The 21,695-nt window shown below is 63.1% G+C and carries 21 protein-coding genes; 7 read left to right on the plus strand and 14 right to left on the minus strand.

Features of this window, described 5'->3' with window-relative positions:
- Nucleotides 1-127 precede the first annotated feature (127 nt).
- Both AC1DYO_RS20620 and AC1DYO_RS20625 read right to left on the minus strand, forming a co-directional pair.
- Nucleotides 128-730, minus strand: a complete 603-nt coding sequence (locus AC1DYO_RS20620) for a hypothetical protein (protein ID WP_477266354.1) — start codon at nt 728-730, stop codon at nt 128-130.
- Between the two features lie 79 nt (nt 731-809).
- Nucleotides 810-1,658, minus strand: coding sequence for an RNA methyltransferase (locus tag AC1DYO_RS20625; RefSeq protein WP_477266355.1), 849 nt, complete (start codon nt 1,656-1,658; stop codon nt 810-812).
- Between the two features lie 220 nt (nt 1,659-1,878).
- On the opposite strand from AC1DYO_RS20625, the gene AC1DYO_RS20630 reads away from it, so the two are divergent.
- From AC1DYO_RS20630 to AC1DYO_RS20640, 3 genes are all read left to right on the plus strand, one after another.
- The gene (locus tag AC1DYO_RS20630; RefSeq protein ID WP_181057229.1) at nt 1,879-3,090 is read left to right on the plus strand and encodes an NADP-dependent isocitrate dehydrogenase; all 1,212 of its coding nucleotides are present in this window, start codon (nt 1,879-1,881) and stop codon (nt 3,088-3,090) included.
- Between the two features lie 73 nt (nt 3,091-3,163).
- On the plus strand, nt 3,164-3,778 hold the full coding sequence (locus AC1DYO_RS20635; RefSeq protein WP_477266356.1) for a glutathione S-transferase family protein: 615 nt from the start codon (nt 3,164-3,166) through the stop codon (nt 3,776-3,778).
- A gap of 20 nt (nt 3,779-3,798) precedes the next feature.
- Nucleotides 3,799-4,380: a demethoxyubiquinone hydroxylase family protein gene (locus AC1DYO_RS20640; RefSeq protein ID WP_477266357.1), complete on the plus strand. Its 582-nt coding sequence runs from the start codon at nt 3,799-3,801 to the stop codon at nt 4,378-4,380.
- Nucleotides 4,381-4,382: 2 nt separating this feature from the next.
- Here AC1DYO_RS20640 and AC1DYO_RS20645 read toward each other — a convergent pair whose 3' ends face one another.
- From AC1DYO_RS20645 to recA, 4 genes are all read right to left on the minus strand, one after another.
- Nucleotides 4,383-4,862, minus strand: a complete 480-nt coding sequence (locus AC1DYO_RS20645) for a DUF2269 family protein (protein ID WP_477266358.1) — start codon at nt 4,860-4,862, stop codon at nt 4,383-4,385.
- Nucleotides 4,859-6,172 carry an SDR family oxidoreductase gene (locus tag AC1DYO_RS20650; protein ID WP_477266359.1) on the minus strand — a complete coding sequence of 438 codons (1,314 nt, stop codon included), beginning with the start codon at nt 6,170-6,172 and terminating at the stop codon, nt 4,859-4,861. The genes AC1DYO_RS20645 and AC1DYO_RS20650 overlap by 4 nt, the downstream gene beginning before the upstream one ends.
- Before the next feature lie 10 nt (nt 6,173-6,182).
- On the minus strand, nt 6,183-8,849 hold the full coding sequence (alaS, locus tag AC1DYO_RS20655; RefSeq protein WP_477266360.1) for an alanine--tRNA ligase: 2,667 nt from the start codon (nt 8,847-8,849) through the stop codon (nt 6,183-6,185).
- A gap of 261 nt (nt 8,850-9,110) precedes the next feature.
- Complete coding sequence (recA, locus tag AC1DYO_RS20660; protein ID WP_112561417.1) at nt 9,111-10,211, minus strand: recombinase RecA; 1,101 nt, start codon at nt 10,209-10,211, stop codon at nt 9,111-9,113.
- 385 nt (nt 10,212-10,596) lie between these two features.
- Between recA and AC1DYO_RS20665 the strand changes: the two genes are divergently transcribed.
- Entirely contained in the window at nt 10,597-11,541 is a 945-nt protein-coding gene (locus AC1DYO_RS20665) for a carbohydrate kinase family protein (protein ID WP_477266361.1), read from the plus strand.
- Between the two features lie 70 nt (nt 11,542-11,611).
- Nucleotides 11,612-12,529, plus strand: a complete 918-nt coding sequence (locus tag AC1DYO_RS20670) for a pseudouridine-5'-phosphate glycosidase (protein WP_477266362.1) — start codon at nt 11,612-11,614, stop codon at nt 12,527-12,529.
- A gap of 270 nt (nt 12,530-12,799) precedes the next feature.
- Here the strand turns inward: AC1DYO_RS20670 and AC1DYO_RS20675 are convergent, their stop codons facing one another.
- On the minus strand, nt 12,800-13,774 hold the full coding sequence (locus AC1DYO_RS20675) for a quinone oxidoreductase family protein (RefSeq protein ID WP_477266363.1): 975 nt from the start codon (nt 13,772-13,774) through the stop codon (nt 12,800-12,802).
- A 92-nt stretch (nt 13,775-13,866) separates the two neighbouring features.
- On the opposite strand from AC1DYO_RS20675, the gene AC1DYO_RS20680 reads away from it, so the two are divergent.
- Entirely contained in the window at nt 13,867-14,712 is an 846-nt protein-coding gene (locus AC1DYO_RS20680; RefSeq protein WP_477266364.1) for a LysR family transcriptional regulator, read from the plus strand.
- A gap of 183 nt (nt 14,713-14,895) precedes the next feature.
- On the opposite strand, the gene AC1DYO_RS20685 is transcribed toward AC1DYO_RS20680, so the two are convergent.
- The gene (locus tag AC1DYO_RS20685) at nt 14,896-15,219 is read right to left on the minus strand and encodes a TfoX/Sxy family protein (RefSeq protein WP_477266365.1); all 324 of its coding nucleotides are present in this window, start codon (nt 15,217-15,219) and stop codon (nt 14,896-14,898) included.
- Between the two features lie 90 nt (nt 15,220-15,309).
- Here AC1DYO_RS20685 and AC1DYO_RS20690 point away from each other — a divergent pair, with 90 nt between their 5' ends.
- On the plus strand, nt 15,310-15,807 hold the full coding sequence (locus AC1DYO_RS20690) for a GFA family protein (protein ID WP_477266366.1): 498 nt from the start codon (nt 15,310-15,312) through the stop codon (nt 15,805-15,807).
- Between the two features lie 37 nt (nt 15,808-15,844).
- Here the strand turns inward: AC1DYO_RS20690 and sufA are convergent, their stop codons facing one another.
- From sufA to sufB, 6 genes are all read right to left on the minus strand, one after another.
- A complete protein-coding gene (gene sufA / locus AC1DYO_RS20695; RefSeq protein ID WP_477242922.1) occupies nt 15,845-16,225 on the minus strand; it encodes a Fe-S cluster assembly scaffold SufA in 381 nt (126 codons plus the stop codon).
- Between the two features lie 105 nt (nt 16,226-16,330).
- The gene (locus tag AC1DYO_RS20700) at nt 16,331-16,723 is read right to left on the minus strand and encodes an SUF system Fe-S cluster assembly protein (RefSeq protein ID WP_477266367.1); all 393 of its coding nucleotides are present in this window, start codon (nt 16,721-16,723) and stop codon (nt 16,331-16,333) included.
- 5 nt (nt 16,724-16,728) lie between these two features.
- Complete coding sequence (locus AC1DYO_RS20705; protein WP_477266368.1) at nt 16,729-17,970, minus strand: cysteine desulfurase; 1,242 nt, start codon at nt 17,968-17,970, stop codon at nt 16,729-16,731.
- Nucleotides 17,971-18,075: 105 nt separating this feature from the next.
- The gene (sufD, locus tag AC1DYO_RS20710; protein ID WP_477266369.1) at nt 18,076-19,344 is read right to left on the minus strand and encodes a Fe-S cluster assembly protein SufD; all 1,269 of its coding nucleotides are present in this window, start codon (nt 19,342-19,344) and stop codon (nt 18,076-18,078) included.
- A gap of 40 nt (nt 19,345-19,384) precedes the next feature.
- Nucleotides 19,385-20,140 (minus strand): Fe-S cluster assembly ATPase SufC, encoded by a 756-nt coding sequence (gene sufC, locus AC1DYO_RS20715; protein WP_477266370.1) that lies wholly within the window; start codon nt 20,138-20,140, stop codon nt 19,385-19,387.
- A gap of 29 nt (nt 20,141-20,169) precedes the next feature.
- On the minus strand, nt 20,170-21,687 hold the full coding sequence (sufB, locus tag AC1DYO_RS20720) for a Fe-S cluster assembly protein SufB (protein WP_023700863.1): 1,518 nt from the start codon (nt 21,685-21,687) through the stop codon (nt 20,170-20,172).
- Nucleotides 21,688-21,695 lie beyond the last annotated feature (8 nt).

Below are 21,695 nucleotides of genomic sequence, written 5' to 3' on the forward strand. Positions count from 1 at the left end.
TGGAGATCAGAAGGGCTGGCCGGTGATGTGGCCGATGCCGTTCTATCCGCAACGATCATGGTCTTGAAGTGGCGAATTCAGCCAAGTTTTGCGCAGAGCCCGCGAAGATCGCTTTCTCGCGATTGCCCTACAGCCCGCGCTTGCCGAAGCCGGCGGGCCGAGGACGACCCTGCGGCTGCACGGACGGCACCGAACGCGTGACCGGCGTGGCGATCCGCGCAGCAGATTGTGCAGGACTGGTAGTCATCCGGCCGCTGGCCGACGGAACAGCGCCCTCGAAATCGAAAACCGATGTCAGCTCATCGATGTTAACGCCGGCCACCGGCTTTGCTACCAGGATGGTTATCCAGAGGCCAAAGATCGACAGAGCGAGCAGGTTCAGGCCGCTGGACGTGCTTTCCGGGTTGTTGAAATCCACGACCAGCAGCGTGCCGGCCTGCAGGAAGGCGTAGATGGCGCAGAACACGATGTAGGACCACAAGATCCAGGCCTTGCCGTTGGCGTCGCGGCTGCGACGCCACGCGAAGTTGCCGCGCATGACCACAGCCAGCAGGGAAACAATAAGGACCGCGCCGGCCATCCCTTGCCGCGACGGACCAGGCGCGGAGTTGATGAAGCCCTCAAAGCCCATCGTCCCCACGATGCACACCAGAGCAGCCATGGCCTCGAGGAAGGCTACCCCGAGGGAATAGAGGAAGAAGCGCATGCGGCCGATATTGGAGGTGAACATGAGCAACCCACCGTTTTCACAACAATGGATCAGCACCGGATAATATTCGGTTACGCCGGACGGTCGAAGCTTACTGATCTTAACCTTCCTGGTCTGTCTTCCGGCTTTTCGCGGCGGCCGGAAGCCGTCTTGGATCGTCTCCCGGCGAGCCATCTCCGCGCGGCATTGCCGGTGAAAACCGGTCGAGCGACGAGATGATGCCGCGCAGCACTTTCAGTTCCGGCTCGGCGAAACCGGCGCGGGTCAAGACGGCTCGCAGATTGTCGACCATTTTGGGTTTCTTCGGCGCCGGGCGGAAATAGCCGCGCGCTTCGAGCGCGCCTTCGAGATAGGCAAACAGGCCGTGCAACTCTTCCTTGCTCGCCGGCTTCATTTCAGGACTGGAGAAATTGGTCACCGTCTCGTCCTCCAGGCCCGACTTCATCCATTCATAGGACATCAAGAGCACGGCCTGGGCGATGTTCAGCGACGAGAAGCCAGGATCGACCGGGAAGGTGACGATCTCGTCGGCCAGCCCGACCTCGTCATTGTAGAGGCCGAAGCGTTCACGCCCGAACAGGATGCCGGTGCGCTGGCCGGTTATTTGGCGCGCCCTGAGCGCCCTGCCCGCCTCGACCGGCCCGCGCACGGCTTTGAAGCCGTCGCGCTCGCGCGCCGTGGTGGCAAAGACGAAATTAAGGTCGGCGACCGCGGACGCCAGGTCGCTGAACACTGTTACGGCATCGATGACATGGTCGGCGCGGCTCGCGGCAGCACGCGCCTTCTCGCTTGGCCAGCCGTCGCGCGGATTGACGAGCCTGAGTTCGGACAGGCCGAAATTGGCCATGGCGCGCGCAACCATGCCGATATTCTCGCCGAGCTGCGGCTCGACGAGAATGATCGCCGGGCCGGCGGCGGAAGTATTTTCAGGAGGTTGCGCGGCGGACATGATCTCAATGAACTGCTGTTTGCGGCATTTTCAGCGTTCCCTGCCACATCCGCCCGCCAAAATGAAGCTTTTGCAAAACACCGGGTCGCGGCACGGACGACCCGTTCAGCGCCGATCGGCGTTTGCGCGGCCAAATAGGCTTTGATATACGCTCCGCATCCCCGGCCGAAAGCCATGCGGGCAAGGCCGTTCCGTTCCCCAAAAGCGAGGCATTCTTTCCATGGCGAAGATCAAGGTGGCGAACCCGGTCGTCGAACTCGACGGCGACGAGATGACCCGCATCATCTGGCAGTTCATCAAGGACAAGCTGATCCACCCTTATCTCGACCTGAAACTCGAATATTACGACCTCGGTGTCGAACACCGCGACGCCACCAACGACCAGGTGACCATCGATTCGGCCAACGCCATCAAGAAATGGGGCGTCGGCGTGAAATGCGCGACGATCACGCCCGACGAGCAGCGCGTCGAGGAATTCAAGCTGAAGAAGATGTGGAAGTCGCCGAACGGCACCATCCGCAACATCCTCGGCGGCACCATTTTCCGCGAGCCGATCATCATGAAGAACGTGCCGCGGCTGGTGCCCGGCTGGACCAAGCCGATCATCGTCGGCCGTCACGCCTTCGGCGACCAGTACCGCGCCACCGATTTCCGCTTCCCCGGCAAGGGCAAGCTGACCATCAAGTTCGTCGGCGAGGACGGCAAGGTGATCGAGCACGACGTGTACGACGCGCCCGGCGCCGGTGTTGCCATGGCCATGTACAATCTCGACGATTCGATCCGCGAATTCGCCCGCGCCTCGCTGAATTACGGCCTGCTGCGCAATTATCCTGTCTATCTCTCAACCAAGAACACCATCCTCAAAGCCTATGACGGCCGCTTCAAGGACATCTTCCAGGAGGTCTACGAGGCCGAATTCGAGGCGGAATTCAAGTCCAAGAAGCTTTGGTACGAGCACCGGCTGATCGACGACATGGTGGCCTCCGCCCTGAAATGGTCTGGCGGCTATGTCTGGGCCTGCAAGAATTATGATGGCGACGTGCAGTCCGACACGGTGGCGCAGGGTTTTGGCTCGCTCGGCCTGATGACCTCGGTGCTGATGACGCCGGACGGCAAAACGGTGGAAGCCGAAGCCGCGCACGGCACGGTCACCCGCCACTATCGCCAGCACCAGAAGGGCGAGGAAACCTCGACCAATTCGATCGCCTCGATCTTCGCCTGGACGCGTGGCCTGGCGCACCGCGCCAAGCTCGACGACAATGCCGAACTGAAGCGGTTTGCCGACACGCTGGAGAAGGTCTGCATCCAGACGGTCGAAAGCGGCTTCATGACCAAGGATCTGTCGCTGTTGATCGGCCCTGACCAGCCCTGGCTCTCGACCACCGGCTTCCTCGACAAGATCGACGAGAATCTGCAGAAGGCGATGGCGTAAGCCGACAACGAAGGCTCCGAGAGGAGCCTTCGTTTTTTGGGCCAGCGATGCGAGCAGGAGCGAGGGCTGATCGATGACCAAGCCGATCCTCTACGGCGCTGATTACAGCGTCTATGTCCGCATTGCGCGGATGGCGCTTGCGGAAAAGGGCGTCGGCTATGAGTTGGTGCCTCTCGACATCTTCGCGGCCGAGGGCATCCCGGCCTGGTATCTGGAGCATCACCCGTTCGGCCGCATTCCGGCTTTCGAGCATGATGGCTTTCGCCTGTTCGAAACCAGTGCGATCGCGCGCTATGTCGATGAGGCGTTCGACGGCCCGGCGCTGCAGCCGAAAGACCCGCACGGCCGCGCACGGATGAACCAGATTATCGGCATGCTCGACGCTTACGGCTATCGCGCCATGGTCTGGGATGTCGCCGTCGAGCGGCTGGAGAAGGAAGCGCCCGACGAGGCGCTGATCGCCAACGGGCTGCGCCAGGCCGAAGCGGTGCTCAGGGTGCTTACCTCCCTCAAAGCGCCCGGGCCGTGGTTGCTCGGCGATCAGCTGACGCTCGCCGACCTGCACGCGGCATCCATCATCGCCTATTTCCTCAAGGTCCCCGAGGGGCAAAAGCTGCTTGCTGCGTTCGCCGACATCCGGGCCTGGTGGGACCGCATCGCAAAACGTCCGAGCATGGCGGCAGGCTGACATGGGGTTGAGGGGCGCCCATGGCTGAGCTTTCTCGCCAGGACGCGCTCACCATTGCCAGAATAGTCAGGGTCAACCACGCCGGCGAGTTCGGTGCGATCAGGATCTATTCGGCGCAGATTCTTGTCGCCAGGCGCTTTTGGCCGGATTGCGTGCCATCCTTGTCGGAGATGCTTGGGCACGAGCGCATTCATTGCGCTGCCTTCCGCGCCGCCATGCCGGCGCGGCAGTCGCGACCGTGCCGGGTGATGCAATTCTGGAGCTGGGGAGGCTGGTTTCTGGGCTTTGTAACCGCCCTGCTCGGCCCGCAAGGCATCTGGGCCTGCACAGCGGCCGTCGAAGCCGCTGTTCACCGGCATCTCGACGATCAGCTTTTCTTTCTGGCCAACCGCGACCGCGACTTGCACGGCATCATCCTGGCAATCCGCGAGGAAGAGCTCGCGCATCTCCATCACGCCGAAGAGCAGCTGAAATCGCCCAGCCCGGCGCTGAACTTTTTACGGTCGCTGATTTCGGTCGCCACCGACGCCCTGATCTGGCTGTCCACCTGGGGCGATTCCAGCAGAATGACGCGCGCGCTGAAGGCGGCGAAGCTGACCTAGGTCTAAAGGGCGATTTCCGGCCGGGTGACCATCAGCCAGAGAATGGCGAGCACGGCGCCAAATGCCGGAAAGCCGCAGAGAAACCAGGTGCGAAACAGGCGCTTTTCCTCAGGCGGCAGCGGCGCGTTTTCGCTGGCCGCCTGCCGCGCCAGGTTGCGGATGCGTATCTGGATCCAGACCACCGGCAGCCAGAACAGGCCGGTCACGACATAAAGCAGCAAGGACAGCACGATCCAGCCTTCCGACAGCGGCCAGCCCACGGCTTGCGCCAGCAGCACGCCCGTGATCGGCTGCACGATGACGGCGGTCGCGGTGAAGATCATATCGGCGATGACGACCGTACCGGCGACATGGGCAACGAGTTCGGCGCGGCCGGTGCGCTGCGCCATCAGCATGAAGAAGGCGATGCCGGCGCCAGTACCGAACAACACCGTGGCGCCGATGATGTGCGCCCAGCGCAGGAGGTCGGCCCAGAGGTTCATCGGTCCTCCAAGATCGCAAGCGCCACCAGGGCAAGGCAAAGCGCGGGTACCGCCTTTACCATTGCCCCAAGAGGGTCGAGCCACAGATCGGGCGCAAGTACGGTTGCGGCGCTGAGATAGACCAAGGTGATCGCAATCATCCCCAGCAGCGCAAGGCGCGCGAAGGACCGCACGAGAACAGCGGCGCCGACAACGATGTCGGCGACGCTTCCGACGAGAACCATTCCGAGCGCGAGCGCCGGTGACAGGCCATGCGAGACCAGAATTTCGGCCGCCGCATCCTGCCTGATAAAGCCGACGATGCCGGACACCAGCCAGAAGAGGGAGAGCACGCCGAATACGAGCGGTTTCAGCAGCCACAGGCGCGCGAACCAGCGCTCCTGGACATGGGCCGGCATTGCGGCCAGCGTTGCTTCAAGCGGCTGCAATCTATGATCGGAAATCTCATTCCAGGATTTGGCGTTGCCGGTCACGCCGCGCGCCAATGCGGCAAGGGCAGCGCTACGCAAAGGCGATCGCCAGCCAAGCAGGCCGAGGCCGTCGGCAACAACAGCAGCAAGCCGGCCAAGAAAGGCCGGCATCGGCACAATGCGAGCCGGCGACAGGCCAAGCCATGCGCGGAAGGCAACCAACACATCAGCGAGCGAGCGGGCCTCGGCTTCGACGAGATCGACGGAAAGACGCAGCGGCAGGGATCCGACAACCGCGCGAGAGACCGCCTCAGCGACGTCGGTGACGGCCACGGTCTGGATCGGCTGGCGCGCCATGACGGCAGGGATGAAACCGGGAAAGGCGGCAAGGGCTCGCAGAAGTGCCGTGCCGCCATAGGCGGCGGGCGCGATCACCAGGCCCGGCCGCAGGATCGTCCATTCCAGCGAGCAGTTTGCGACAGCCTTGTCGCCTTCACCCTTGGTGCTGAAAAAAGCATCTGAAGAGGCAGGATCGGCGCCGATCGCGGATATCTGCACAAAGCGGCTGATACCGGCCTGTTCGCAGGCCGCCACCAGTGCCACGACCGAGCCGCGGTGGATGGCGTCGAGGCGGTCGCGCGGGCCGTCCTGTAGGGCGCCGGCCGCATTGACGACCGCATCCATGCCGGCGACCAGCGGCAGCCAATCTTCAGCGGCAAGCAGCCGCGCCATGTCGGCCGCGACCCAACGCACCGCCGGCCAACGCCGTTCGGCATCTCTGACATCGCGGCCAAGGCCGGTCACTTGATGCCCGTCGCCAAGCAGGCGACCGACGACGGCTTCACCGATCAGTCCGTAGCCGCCAAGGACAAGCACCTTCTTGCCGGGACTATCGGGCATGGGGTGGCTTTCAGGCTGCCTCCAGCGCCGCCCTGACGGCTGCGATCGCATCATTGGCCTTCGATGCGTCCGGACCACCGGCTTGCGCCATGTCGGGCCGTCCGCCGCCGCCCTGCCCGCCGAGCGCTGCGGAGGCCACGCGCACCAGATCGACGGCGCTGAAGCGACCGACGAGGTCGTCGGTGACGGCGACCACGACGCTCGCCTTGTTGTCCTCACCGGCGCCGACGAAGACGACAACGCCCGAGCCGAGCGAAGTCTTGCCGGCATCGGCCAGCGGCTTCAAATCCCTAGGCGAGACGCCGGAGACCGCCTTGCCGAGGAAGCCGACGCCGGCGACCGTCTCGTTGGTGGCTGGAGCATCGGCTGCCGAGCCGCCACCCAGCGCCAATTTCTTGCGCGCTTCGCTCAGTTCCTTCTCGAGCTTCTTGCGCTCATCGAGCAGCGTCTCGACGCGCGCCGGCACGTCGGCCGGCGAGATCTTCAGCACGGCCGCCGTTGCCTTCAGGCGCCTGTCCTGCTCGTCGAGATGTTTACGCGCGGCTTCGCCGGTCAGCGCCTCGATGCGACGAACGCCGGCAGCGACCGCGCTGTCGGAGACGACACGCACCAGACCGATATCGCCGGTTGCCCGGACATGGGTGCCACCGCAGAGCTCGACAGAATAGGGCCGGTTGGCCTTGGCGCCATGCACGCTGGTGCCCATCGACACAACGCGCACCTCGTCGCCGTATTTTTCGCCGAACAGCGCCATGGCGCCCTCGGCAATGGCATCGTCGACCGACATCAGGCGCGTCGTCACCGGGCTGTTCTGAACGACGATTTCATTGGCCATGCGCTCGACCTCTTCGAGGTCTTCCGCCGAGATCGGCTTGTTGTGCGAGATGTCGAAGCGCAGCCGCTCCGGCGCCACCAGCGAGCCTTTCTGCGCGACGTGCGTGCCCAGCACCTCGCGCAGCGCCTCGTGGATCAGATGCGTCGCCGAATGGTTGGCGCGCAGCCGGGTGCGCCGTGCATGGTCGACCTTCAGTTCGACGGCCGCACCGGTCTTGGCCGTACCGCTCGCCACTTTGCCGAGATGCACGAACAGGCCGTCGGCCTTTTTCTGTGTATCCGAAACCTCGATCGAAAAACCTTCGCCGGAGATGATGCCGGTGTCGCCCATCTGGCCGCCGGACTCGCCATAGAACGGCGTCTGGTTGACGACCACAGCCACGACGTCGCCCTTGGCGGCGCTGTCGATGGTCTTGCCGTCCTTGACCAGCGCCTGGATGAGGCCTTCCGCAGCTTCAGTCTCGTAGCCGAGGAACTCGGTGGCGCCAGCCTTTTCGCGCACCGAAAACCAGATCGTCTCGGTGGCCGCATCGCCCGAGCCGGCCCAATGCTTGCGCGCCTCGGCCTTCTGCAGCTCCATCGCATGGGTAAAGCCGGCAAGATCGACCGAGATGCTGCGCTGGCGCAGCGCATCCTGCGTCAAATCGAGCGGGAAGCCGTAAGTGTCGTAGAGTTTGAACGCCGTCTCGCCATCCAGCATGTCGCCGGCGTGCAGCGTATCGGTCGCCTCCGAGAGCAGGCCGAGGCCACGCACCAGCGTCTTGCGGAACCTCGTCTCCTCGAGCTTCAGCGTCTCGGTGATCAGCTGTTCGCCGCGCAGCAGCTCGGGATAGGCCTGGCCCATCTCGCGCACCAGCGCCGGCACCAGTTTCCACATCAGCGGCTCTTTGGCGCCGAGCAGCTGCGCATGGCGCATGGCGCGGCGCATGATGCGGCGCAGCACATAGCCGCGGCCCTCATTGGAAGGCAGCACGCCGTCGGCCACCAGGAAGGAGGACGAGCGCAGATGGTCGGCAATGACGCGGAAGGACGCGACCGTCTCCTTGTCGGGGCCCTGCCCAAGCGCAGACGACGCGGCGTCGATCAGGTGGCGGAACAGATCGGTCTCGAAGACGCTTTCCACCCCTTGCAGGATGGACGCCATGCGCTCCAGGCCCATGCCGGTGTCGATCGACGGCCGCGGCAGGTCGATGCGTTCTTCCTTGGTGACCTGCTCATACTGCATGAACACCAGGTTCCAGAATTCGAGGAAGCGATCGCCATCCTCCTCCGGGCTGCCCGGAGGGCCGCCCCAGATGTGCTCGCCGCGGTCGATGAAGATTTCCGAGCACGGGCCGCACGGTCCGGTGTCGCCCATCGCCCAGAAATTATCCGAGGTCGGGATGCGGATGATGCGGTCGTCGGAGAAACCGGCGATCTTCCTCCAGAAGCCGGCCGCCTCGTCATCGGTGTGATAGACGGTGACCAGCAGCTTGTCCTTGTTCAGCCCGAGCTCCTTGGTGATCAGGTTCCAGGCAAGCTCGATGGCGCGCTCCTTGAAATAGTCGCCGAAGGAGAAGTTGCCGAGCATCTCGAAAAAGGTCAGGTGCCGCGCGGTGTAGCCGACATTGTCGAGGTCGTTGTGCTTGCCGCCGGCGCGCACGCTCTTCTGCGCGGTCGTGGCGCGCGAATAGGGCCGCTTCTCCAGGCCGGTGAAGACGTTCTTGAACTGCACCATGCCGGCATTGGTGAACATCAGCGTCGGGTCGTTGCGCGGCACCAGCGGGCTCGAGGCCACGACCTCGTGGCCCTCCTTGCGGAAATAGTCGAGAAATGTCGACCGAATCTCGTTCACGCCACTCATGACTGCTGCCTTTTCGCGAAAACCGCCGGCGCGGCCGGCGGCAAATGGACGTTGCCCATTGGAAGATGGACTTGGCCTTTTAGCGGTCGCACCGCACCCTGTCCAGAAACACGGAATTGGGCCAATCCGTGCATTCGCCGGTCTTCCAAAAACGAAAACCGCCGGCGCGAAGGCCGGCGGTTTGGAACGCAAAACTAAAGAACTCGGTTACATAAGCATCAGATAATAGACTGGATTTATGGCCGAACTCTGACCATTGCCCTACATCGCGCCGGATTCTTCCTCGAAACCGTCGTCTTCGCCGCGCTCGGGGCCACCATTTTCGAGGAACTTCTCGGCGATCAGCCCGGCATTCTGCCGCAGCGCCAGTTCGATCTCGCGCGCCGTGTCGGGGTTGTCGCGCAGGAACAATTTGGCGTTCTCGCGGCCCTGGCCGAGGCGCTGCGAATTGTAGGAGAACCAGGCGCCTGACTTTTCGACCACGCCGGCCTTGACGCCGAGGTCGACCAGCTCGCCGGTCTTGGACACGCCCTCGCCATACATGATGTCGAACTCGACCACCTTGAAGGGCGGCGCCAGCTTGTTCTTGACCACCTTGACGCGGGTCTGGTTGCCGACGACCTCGTCGCGGTCCTTGACCGAGCCGATGCGGCGGATGTCSAGGCGCACSGARGCGTAGAAYTTCAGCGCGTTGCCGCCGGTCGTGGTCTCGGGCGAACCGAACATGACGCCGATCTTCATACGGATCTGGTTGATGAAGATGACCATGGTGTTGGAGCGCGAGATCGAGGCGGTCAGCTTGCGCAGCGCCTGGCTCATCAGACGCGCCTGCAGGCCGGGCAGCGAATCGCCCATCTCGCCCTCGATTTCGGCGCGTGGCGTCAGCGCCGCGACCGAATCGACCACCAGCACGTCGATGGCGCCGGAGCGCACCAGCGTGTCGCAGATCTCCAGTGCCTGCTCGCCGGTGTCGGGCTGCGAGATCAGCAGGTTTTCGAGATCAACACCTAGCTTGCGGGCATAGACCGGATCGAGCGCGTGCTCGGCATCGACGAAGGCGCAGATGCCGCCCTTCTTCTGGGCTTCGGCCACCGTGTGCAGCGCCAGCGTCGTCTTGCCCGAGCTTTCCGGCCCGTATATCTCGACGATGCGGCCGCGCGGCAGGCCGCCGACGCCAAGCGCGATGTCGAGGCCAAGCGATCCGGTCGGCACGGTTTCGATCTCGACGACCTGCTCATTGGCACCCAGCCGCATGATCGAGCCCTTGCCGAAGGCACGCTCGATTTGCGACAGCGCCGCGTCCAGAGCCTTTGATTTGTCCACCGCTTTGTCCTCTACAAGCCGCAAAGAATTCTGAGCCATGATACATCACCCCTTGGTCGTCAATGAAGGCCGGACAATCCGTAATCCCTGCCCCAGTTTGTACCTTTTTTGTTCTCGTTTGGCAAGGGGGATCAAATATCTGAAAAACAATCAGTATCCGGATTTGTTCTTTTTTTGTCTCAGGGCTCTGTTTCCGGATGCATCCGACATTGGGCCAGCCGGTCCGGCTGTTTCGATCAACCCGAATCGCTGGCTTGCCTGCGAAGCTCCGCCGCACAGCCTAGGGCAGTTCACCGTTTCATGGAAACGGCGACTTGCCCTAGCTTCTTGCTTTGACGCAATTCCCAAGGGAAAGCGCTGCGCGCTTTTCTTGGAATTGCTCTGGCGCTTGTGCGGCAGGAAGAACAAAGGTCATATCGCCGGCATGGTGAAATCTGCAAAAATCCTCGCCGTGGGCGGCGCCCATATCGACCGGCGCGGCCAGGTGTCCGGCGCTTACGTGCCTGCTGCTTCCAACCCCGGCACGATGCGCGAGGATGTCGGCGGCGGCGTCTTCAACGCGCTGCGCAGCCTCGTGCGACGCGGCGTCTCGGCCTCGCTGCTATCGGTACGCGGCGGCGATGCCTCGGCCGACACGGTGTCGCGCGCCATCGCTGAAGCCGGCATTGCCGATCTCTCGGCGGTTTTCCTCGACCGCACGACGCCGAGCTACACCGCGCTGATCGACCGCGACGGCGAGTTGATCACCGGCTTTGCCGACATGGCGCTCTACGACCTCGCCTTCCCCAAGCAGATCCGCCGCTCCAAGGTGCGCGAGGTGGTCGCCGGGGCCGACGCGGTGCTGTGCGACGCCAATCTGCCGTCATCGGCGCTGGAGCGGCTGGTGGGCCTTGCCGCCGACAAGCCGGTCTACGCCATTGCCATTTCGCCGGCCAAGGTGGTGCGGCTGATCCCGGTGCTGAAGGAGCTCGCGCAGGTCTTCATGAACCGGCGCGAGGCCATGGTGCTGGCCGGCGTCGGCGCGAATGCCACCGAGCGCGAGACCGTCGACGGCCTGCGCTGTAGCGGCCTCGGGAGTGGCGTGGTGACGGCGGGCGACGGCCCGGTGCTGGGCTTCGACGAAGCCGGCGCCTTCTCGATCCTGCCGCCGGCGCCCAGAAAAATTGCCGACGTCACCGGCGCCGGCGACGCGCTGGCTGGGGCTACCATCGCTGCCCTGCTGCGCGGCCTGCCCCTGCGCCAGGCCGTGCGCGAAGGCGTTGCCGCGGCGACGCTTGCCATCGAAAGCGCGGACGCGGTCCCCGCTTTTACGGCCGCGACCTTCGCCGAGGCGCTGGCCCTTGTGCCCGACGCGCAGGAAATGGCATGAGGGCGGCGAATTGCCATTGTCGGAGCGCGCCGTCCAAGGGGACGCGCGGCACTTCGGACCGGAGACCGTCATGACCCCGCAAAGCGCCCGCCCCTTCATCGACATCCACAAGCCGGTGGCCGAAGCACTTGCAGCCGGCCGGCCGGTGGTGGCGCTGGAAAGCACCATCATCACCCATGGCATGCCCTACCCCGACAATGGCGCCATGGCGGCCAATGTCGAGAAGATCATTTTGGACAATGGCGCGGTGCCGGCAACGATCGCCGTGGTTGCCGGCCGCATCAAGATCGGCCTGTCAGACGGCGAGCGCGAGTCGCTGGCGATGACCGGCGACGCCATGAAGCTGTCGCGCGCCGATCTCGGCTTTGCGGTGGCGCAAGGCCGCACCGGCGGCACCACGGTCGCCGCCACCATGATCGCGGCCGACATGGTCGGGATAAAGGTGTTCGCCACTGGCGGCATCGGCGGCGTGCACAAGGGTGCCGAAAAAAGCTTCGACATCTCGGCCGACCTCGACGAGCTGGCGCGCACGCCGGTCATCGTCGTCTCGGCCGGCGCCAAGGCGATCCTCGATATCGAAAAGACGCTGGAAGTGCTGGAAACGCGCGGCGTGCCGGTCATCGGCCATGGCTGCGAAACCATGCCGGCCTTCTGGTCGCGGCAATCGCGGTTTCGCGCCCCGCTGACCCTGCACACTCCGGAAGAGATCGCACATTTCTACAAGACCAGGGCTGCGCTGGGCCTGGGTGGAGGCATGCTGATCGCCAACCCGGTGCCGCAGGATGACGAAATCCCGGCCGACGAGATGACCGGCTACATCGAGGCCGCGCAGAAGGCTGCGGAGGTGCAGAATGTGACCGGCAAGGCGGTGACGCCGTTCCTGTTGGGAAAGATTCTCGAACTCACCGGCGGCCGGAGTTTGAAGACCAACATCGCGCTGGTGGAAAACAATGCGCGGCTGGCGGCGAAGGTCGCGAAGGCGCTGTAAGTTCACGCGGCGAAGGCCCCCTCATCCGGATTGCCAAGACCGAATTGCAAGAACAATTCGGGGCAATCCGACCTCTCCCCAAGGGGGAGAGGAGCGTGCCGGCGCCGACGCCAACCTCTTCTCCCCAGCGGAGAAAAGGTGGCCGCGAAGCGCCGGATGAGGGGGGCGGCCTCGCGGTAGCGGGGAACCTATTTCCCCACCGCCGTCCCGCCTGATACGCCCGGCGCGCCCTCCATCAGACGGATTCAGCAGTCAGTAGAGGCAGTTGGTTCACGGTCTCAGCAGGATCGAGCCGACGGTCGCGCCCATCTCGAGCTGCGCTTGGGCCATGGCCGCTTCGACGAGCGGGAACTCGATGCCGATCTTGATCTTCAGCCCTCGTCCAAGCTCCTCGAATAGGCCCGTCGTGGCGAGAGCGTAGGATTTAGGGTCGTTGGCATAGGCAAACGAACTGGGCCGTGCAATCGACAATGACCGTCGGGGGCCTAACTCGCCAAGTGCGATCGCGGGCAGCGTTCCGCTGGCCTGGCCGACGCTCGCGATCATTCCGAAAGACTTCATGGCATCGAGAGTGCGTGTCAGCGTTTCGCCGCCCACGCCATCGTAGGCCACATCGACGCCGGCGCCGTCGGTCAGACGCCGCACCTGGGCGACGAAATCGGTTTCGCGATAAAGGAGCGCGTGATCGAGACCATGGCTCACCGCGAGTTCGGCCTTTTCGCGCGAGCCGACCGTGCCGATCACTGTTGCGCCGAGACGCTTCGCCCATTGAGTCAGAATCAATCCCAATCCACCTGCGGCGGCATGCACCAGCACCACCATACCCGGCCGCACCGGGCAAACGCGATAGAGCAACATGTGTGCGGTCACGCCGCGCAACATGGCCGCCGCCGCGATATGGTCGTCGATGCCGTCGGGAATGCGCACCAGCCTGTTCGCTGGCAAGTTGCGGGCCTCCGCATAGCCGCCCAGCGGCAGGCCTGCATAAGCGACACGATCTCCCTTGCGAAGCATCTTCACATCGGTCCCGACGGCTTCCACAACGCCGGCGCCCTCCACGCCGAGAACGACGGGCATGGCAGGCACGGGGTAGAGGCCCATGCGCTGGTAGATGTCGACGAAGTTGACGCCGATCGCGGTCTGGCGCAGCCGAACCTCGCCCGCAGATGGTGGCGGAAGGTCCGCGCGTAGCGGCTTGAGAACCTCGACGCCGCCGATGGCGGTCATGGCAATGCTGAGGGTCATGATTGATCTCCTGTAAGGTGACCCATTAGGCGCGCTGTCTCTCCGCCCGAAAATTCCTTATCCGTGCACAGATTCTGTGCAAAAATTCGCATATGGATTGGGACGACCTTCGCTTCTTTGCCGAGCTGGTGCGCCACGGCAATCTTTCGGCGACCGCCCGCCGGCTTCGCATCGACCACTCGACAGTTGCAAGGCGGATCGACAGCCTTGAGCGGGCGCTCAACATGAAGCTGTTCGATCGCCTGCCACGCGGTTATGTGCTGACCTTGGAAGGCGAGCGCATTGCCGAGCGCGTGGGCGTGCTCGAAGAGGCCGTTTTCTCAATTCAGCGCCTTCAAGGTGGCGAAGCAGCGATCGAAGGTCGGGTGAGGATCAGTGCACCGCCTGCCTTCGCCAGCCTCTGGCTGGTCCCGCGGCTTGCCACCCTGATGAGGGATCATCCAGGTCTTGTCCTCGACGTGATCGGTGCCACCGCCGCCGCAAGCCTGGCGCGGCGTGAGGCCGACATCGCGTTGCGGCTCTCACGGCCAACGAACGGGGCCTTGAAGGCACGAAAATTGGGACGTCTGCGTTATGGAATCTATGGTGCGTGCACCTATCTGGACGAGGTCGTTGAGGAGGATCGGGTCTTCCTCGCCTATGATGAAGCGCTTGAAGCCTCGCCGCAGCAGCGCTGGCTGCGCAAAATCACGCAAGGGCGACCGGTTGGAATGCTAACCAACGATCTGGTGTCGTTGATTTCGGCCACCCGGGCCGGGATGGGGCTGGCGGCGCTGCCCCATCTGCTGGTTGAGGAGGCAAAAGATCTGCGTTGCGTGGCCGAGAGCGAGGAAGCCACACGCGAAATGTGGCTCATCTATCATCCCGACATCGGCCGTTCCGCCCGCATTCGTGTCGTCATTGACCATCTCATAGCCATCACCCAGTGTCTGCGGTGATCTGGCAGACTTCGCAGGCGGCTCGCGAGTTTCCGGTTGGCTAGCTAGTTTCCGTCCAAAAACGTCTCTTTTTGCGAGTAATTGCAAGCACTTGTCGAACGTCGAGAGAGACCGGTAAGGGACGAAGGGGATGTAACACGCTGGTATCGGCGGAAAGGCGTTGTTGACGCGCCAGTCTGGGCCCTACTTGCCAGCCCGCCTTCCCGCCTCGTAGGCCCGCCGTGCCCAGACCGCCATCTCGTCGGGATCGTCGAAAGCGCTGTCCGGAATGCTCCAGTAGGGCATGGCGACCAGCTTGCCGTGCCGCGATCCGGTATAGGTCCATTGCTGGCAGCCGGCGGCTTCGAAATCGGGCGCGCTTTCTCCATCGACCTTTAGCTTCAACTCGCCACGCAGCACGATGGCGACGATGACGCCGTCGCAATAGATGCCCTTGCCGCCGAACAGTTTTCGGATACTGACCGGGCCCAGGCTTTCGAAAAGTTCTTCTATGCGTTCATTATCCATGCCGCGATCATGTCACCGGGATTTGGCCTTGTCATCGCCGCAACCAAAACCATGCTGACAGGTTGAGAACCAATTCGTTGGAGTTTTGCCGTGCCACTTCTGCTCAAAGGATCCTGCCGCTGTGATGCCGTCCACTTCGAGGTGGAGAGCCACACGCCGGTGCCGTTCATGCTGTGCTACTGCTCGATCTGCCGCAAGCAGCAGGGCGGCGGCGGCTTCGCCATCAATCTCGGCGCCGACTACAAGACGCTGAAGGTCAAGGGTAAGCGCAGCCTCGGCGTGTACCGGGCCGAGATCGAGGACGACGAGCATCCGCTGTGCGAGGTGTCGTCGGGCGAGCGCAATTTCTGCAAGAAATGCGGCTCGGCGCTGTGGCTCTACGACCCGACATGGCCGAATCTGGTGCACCCCTTCGCCTCGGCGATCGACAGCGAGCTGCCGACGCCGCCGGAAAAGGTGCATCTGATGCTGAAATACAAGGCGAGCTGGGTCGAGCCAGTGATCGGCAGACAAGATAAGGTCTTCGACGTCTATCCCGAGGAATCGATCGCCGACTGGCACAAGCGGACGGGGATGTGGGTGAAGTAGCCTTCTTCTCCCCGTGAACGGGGCGAAGGAAGAGGCCTCAAGCCGACTCGCGCGCTTCAGCCAGCGCCTTCAAATCCGCCGGCTTCAGCTCGACCGATTCGCCGCAGCCGCAGGCCGAGCTCTGGTTCGGGTTGTGGAAGGTGAAGCCTGTGCGCAGCGTCGTCTGCTCGAAATCCATCTCGGTGCCGAACAGGAAAAGCGCAGCTTCCGGCGCCACATAGACATGGGCGCCGTCGCGCTCGATATGGTCGTCCTTGGTGTTAGGCTCGGTCACCAGGTCGACTGTGTATTCCATGCCGGCGCAGCCGCCCTTCTTGATGCCGAGGCGAATGCCATGCGCGTTGTCGCGGGTGGCGACGATCTCGCGCACCCGGTCGGCGGCCTTTTCGGTCATCGTGATGACGGCGAAGCGTCCCATTCTTTTTCCTCTTCCATTCCATGCAGGTTCAAGGCCTGCCGAATGATTCCTCACCTAAAATGGTGAAGTTTTACCACTGGCGCAAGTACGCCAGCCTCTACTAGCCTAGTACCAACCCACTGCCACCTGCGCCTCTTCCGACATGCGGTCGGGGGACCAAGGCGGGTCGAAGGTCATGTTGACCTCGACGCCGGACACGCCTTCGACGGCGCCGACAGCGTTTTCCACCCAGCCCGGCATTTCGCCGGCAACCGGGCAGCCGGGCGCGGTCAGCGTCATGTCGATCTTGACCGAGCGATCGTCCTCGATGTCGATCTTGTAGATCAGGCCGAGTTCATAAATGTCGGCCGGGATTTCCGGGTCGTAGACCGTCTTCAGCGCCGAGACGATGTCGTCGGTCAGCCGCGCCAGTTCGTCGGTGGGAATGGCCGAGGCGGAAACCAGCGGGTTGATGGCTGCTTCCGGCGCGGTCTCGGTAGTGTGGCTCGCATCATCCATGGTCATCATCCAAAGAACTTGCGCGCTTTCTCAAGCGCTTCGGCCAAAGCATCGACTTCGGCCCTGGTATTATACATGCCGAACGACGCCCTGCATGTGGAGGTTACGCCAAAGCGTTTCAACAGCGGCTGGGCGCAATGGGTGCCGGCGCGCACCGCCACGCCTTGCCTGTCTATCACCATCGATACGTCATGGGCGTGAATACCCTGCAATTCGAACGAGATGATGGCGCCCTTACCCGGCGCATCGCCGAAGATGCGCAGCGAGTTGATCGCTCTGAGACGCTCGTGCGCGTAGGTCTTGAGATCGGCTTCGTGGGCGGCGATGCGCTCGCGGCCGATTTTTTCCATGTATTCGAGTGCCGCACCCAAGCCGATCGCCTGGACGATCGGCGGTGTGCCGGCCTCGAAGCGATGCGGCGGCTCGTTGTAGGTGACGATGTCTTCCGTCACCTCCTCGATCATCTCGCCGCCGCCCATGAAGGGCCGCATGCCCGAGAGAATGTCCTTCTTGCCGTAGAGCACGCCGATGCCGGAGGGCCCGTAGACCTTGTGGCCGGTGAAGACGAAAAAGTCGCAGTCGAGGTCCTGGACGTCGATCGGCATATGCACCGCGCTCTGGCTGCCGTCGACGAGTACGGGAATGCCGCGAGCATGGGCGATACGGACAATCTCCTTGATCGGCGTCACCGTGCCCAGCGCGTTCGACATCTGCGTGATGGCGACCAGCTTGGTCCGGTCGGTCAGCCGCTTTTCGAATTCCTCGATGTGGAAGACGCCGAGATCGTCGACCGGCACCCAGACCAGCTTGGCGCCCTGGCGTTCGCGGATGAAATGCCACGGCACGATGTTGGAGTGGTGCTCCATGATCGACAGCACGATCTCGTCGCCCTCGCCGATATTGGGCACGCCATAGCCGTAGGCTACAGTGTTGATTGCCGCAGTCGTGTTGGAGGTGAAGACGATGTTGTCGGTGCTTGGCGCGTTGAGGAAGCGGCGCACCGTCTCACGCGCCTTCTCATAGGCATCAGTCGCGGCATTGGACAGGAAATGCAGGCCACGATGGACGTTGGCGTATTCCTTGGAATAGGCGTGCTGGATGGTATCCAGCACCACCTGCGGCTTCTGTGCCGAGGCGCCATTGTCGAGATAGACGAGCGGTTTGCCGTAGACTTCGCGCGACAGGATCGGGAAGTCGCGGCGGATCGCCTCGACGTCATAGGGGGTGTTTTCGACTTTCTGGTCCATTACAAAGTCCTAGCCGGCCAAGGCCGCGATCCTTCCAACACCCCTCAACCGTCTCGGCGCTACGCGCCGATCCACCTTCTCCCACAAGGGGAGAAGGTTGGGCGCTTACCCATGCGCAACAAACCAATCATCGAGCCGTGTCTCCAGGGCCTCGACTATGGTTTCGTCGTCCAGTTCCTCGATCACTTCGGCCACAAACGCCTTGACCAGCAGGCCGCGGGCGCTCTTCTCGTCGATGCCGCGCGCCATCAGGTAGAACAGATGGTTGTGGTCGATCTCGGTAACGGTCGCGCCGTGGCCGCAGATGACGTCGTCGGCAAAGATTTCCAGCTCCGGCTTGGTCGAGAACTCACCATCATCGGACAGAAGCAGCGTGTTGCAGGCCATCTTGGCGTTGGTCTTCTGCGCATACTGATGGACGTTGATGCGGCCCTGGAAGACGCCACGCGCCTTGCCGGTCACGACATTGCGGATCACTTCCGTAGAAGTCGTGTGCGGCACGGCATGGTCGAGCACCATGGTGACGTCGGTGTGGGTGTCGCCGGCCAGCAGGTTGATGCCGCGCAATTTGAAGTCGGCACCTTCGCCCGTCGTTCTGACCACGATCTCCTGGCGCACAAGCTTGCCGCCGGCATTCATGAAGAACACGGTCAGCTTCGAATTCTTGCCGAGATGTGCCTTGAACTGGGCAAGATGCGTGGCCGTTTCCGGCTGTTCCTGCACGATCAGCCAGGTCACATCAGCACCCTCGCCCAGAACGAGCTGGCTGACCGAGCTGGCAAGTGCCGCGCCCTCGCCGGCCTGACGCTCGACGATAGCGGCTTTGGCACCAGCGCCGACACGCACGGGAAAGCGCACATGCGCCTGGCCACCGGCCTGCAAATTCTGCAGTTCGATCGGCTTTTCCAGTGCTGCGCCATCGGCGATGTCGACGAAATAGCCGTCGGCGACGAAGGCTGTGTTCAGCGCGCCGATGGCGTCATCGCTGCCATAGGGGTCGAGGCCCGGTGCGATGGAGCCGTCGGTCAGCTTTTCCGACAGGCGCTGGACGGTCACGCCTTCGATCGCGGGAAATTTCGCGCTCGAAACGCCGTTCAGCACGGCCAGGACAGCGGAGCCTTCGACGATGGGCGCGAGTGCCTTGGTGGCGGCCGTGGAATCGAATGCCGGCACCGAAGCCAGCAGGCGGCGCAGATCCGTATAGTGCCAGGATTCGATACGCCGCGTCGGCAGACCGTGCTTAATCGCCTCGATGGCGTCGTCGCGCTTCAGCATCACCGCGCCATCGCCGGGCAGCAGCGACAGCCGCTCGCCGAAGGCGTCGATCAGCGCCGTCTCGGCCTGGGTGCGCTGGGGTGTCGAGTGCATGTTCATCAGTCTGGCCTTGTCTTTTGGTACAAAATGACCTGGCATCTCACGCGGCTTCGCCGATCACGCCGGCATAGCCATTGGCCTCGAGATCGAGCGCCAGCGACTTGTCGCCGGACTTGATCACCTGGCCCTTGTAGAGCACGTGCACGCTATCCGGCACGATGTGCTCGAGCAGGCGCTGGTAGTGGGTGATGACGACGATGGCGCGGTCCGGCGAGCGCAGCGCGTTGACGCCGTCCGAGACGATCTTCAGCGCGTCGATGTCGAGGCCGGAATCGGTCTCGTCGAGCACGCAGAGTTTCGGCTCCAAGAGCTTCATCTGCAGGATCTCGGCGCGCTTCTTCTCGCCGCCGGAGAAGCCGACATTGAGCGGCCGCTTCAGCATCGCCATGTCCATGTTGAGCGAGGCTGCTGCCTCCTTAACCCGCTTCAGAAATTCCGGGATTTTGAGCGGCTCCTCGCCACGTGCCTTGCGTTGCTCGTTCATCGCCACTTTCAGGAATTCCATGGTCGCGACGCCCGGTATTTCCATCGGATACTGGAAGGCCAGGAAGATGCCGGCCGTGGCTCGCTCGGCCGGATCCATTTCGAGGATCGACTGGCCGTTGTAGAGGATGTCGCCTTCGGTGACCTCATAGTCCTCACGGCCGGCGAGGATATAGGACAGCGTCGACTTGCCCGAGCCGTTCGGGCCCATGATAGCGGCGACCTCGCCGGCTTTCACGGTCAGGTTCAGGCCGCGGATGATCTCGGTGCCGTCATCGACGATGCGGGCATGCAGGTTTCTGATTTCGAGCATTTTTTCTTTCCTGGATAGATATTGTCCGGTCAGCCGACCGAGCCCTCAAGGCTGATGCCGATCAGCTTCTGCGCTTCGACCGCGAACTCCATCGGCAGTTGCTGGATGACATCCTTGACGAAGCCGTTGACGATCAGCGCGATCGCCTCTTCCTCAGGGATGCCGCGCTGCATGACGTAGAATTTCTGGTCCTCGGAAATCTTCGACGTTGTCGCCTCGTGCTCGAACTGCGCCGTCGAGTTCTTGGCTTCCATGTAGGGCACGGTGTGCGCGCCGCACTGGTCGCCGATCAGCAGACTATCGCAATTGGTGAAGTTGCGGGCGTTGGTCGCCTTGCGGTGCGCCGAGACCTGGCCGCGATAGGTGTTCTGCGAGAAGCCGGCGGCAATGCCCTTGGAGATGATGCGGCTCGACGTGTTCTTGCCGAGATGGATCATCTTGGTGCCTGAGTCGACCTGCTGGTAGCCGTTCGACACGGCGATCGAATAGAACTCGCCCGAGGAATCGTCGCCGCGCAGGATGCAGCTCGGATACTTCCAGGTGATGGCCGAGCCGGTCTCGACCTGCGTCCACGAGATCTTCGAACGGTCGCCGCGACAGTCGCCACGCTTGGTGACGAAATTGTAGATGCCGCCCTTGCCCTCGGCGTCGCCGGGGTACCAGTTCTGCACCGTCGAATATTTGATCTCGGCATCGTCGAGCGCCACCAGTTCGACGACAGCGGCATGCAGCTGGTTCTCGTCGCGCTGCGGCGCCGTGCAGCCTTCGAGATAGGAGACGTAAGCCCCCTCCTCGGCGATGATCAGCGTGCGCTCGAACTGGCCGGTGTTCTTCTCGTTCATGCGGAAATAGGTCGACAGTTCCATCGGGCAGCGCACGCCCTTGGGCACGAAGACGAAGGAGCCGTCGGTGAACACGGCCGAATTCAGCGTGGCGTAGAAATTGTCGGAGGTCGGCACGACCGAGCCGAGATACTTTTGCACCAATTCCGGGTGCTCGCGGATGGCTTCCGAGATCGAGCAGAAGATCACGCCGGCCTGCGCCAGCTCTTTCTTGAAGGTGGTGACGACGGAGACGGAATCGAACACCGCGTCGACCGCGACACGGCCCGACTTGTAGACGTTGTCGCTTGGCTCCTCGAGATCGGATGCGTCGGTCTTCTGCACGCCGGCGAGGATCTCCTGTTCCCTGAGCGGAATGCCGAGCTTCTCATAGACCTTCAGCAACTCGGGATCGACGTCGCTCAGCGAGGTCGGGCCGGGCGTGCTCTTGGGCGCCGCATAGTAATAGAGGTCCTGGAAGTCGATCTTGGGGTAATGGACGCGCGCCCAGGTCGGCTCTTCCAGCGTCAACCAGCGACGATAGGCTTCCAGACGCCATTCCAGCATCCAGGACGGTTCATCCTTCTTGGCCGAGATGAAGCGAATAATGTCTTCGCTCAGGCCCTTGGGGGCCTTGTCCATCGCGATCTCTGTCTGGAATCCGTATTTGTACTGGTCGACGTCGATCTTTCGGACCCGATCGATCGTGTCCTGCACAGCAGGCATAAGCGTTC

The sequence above is a fragment of the Mesorhizobium sp. P2_F5 genome (genome assembly GCF_056403715.1).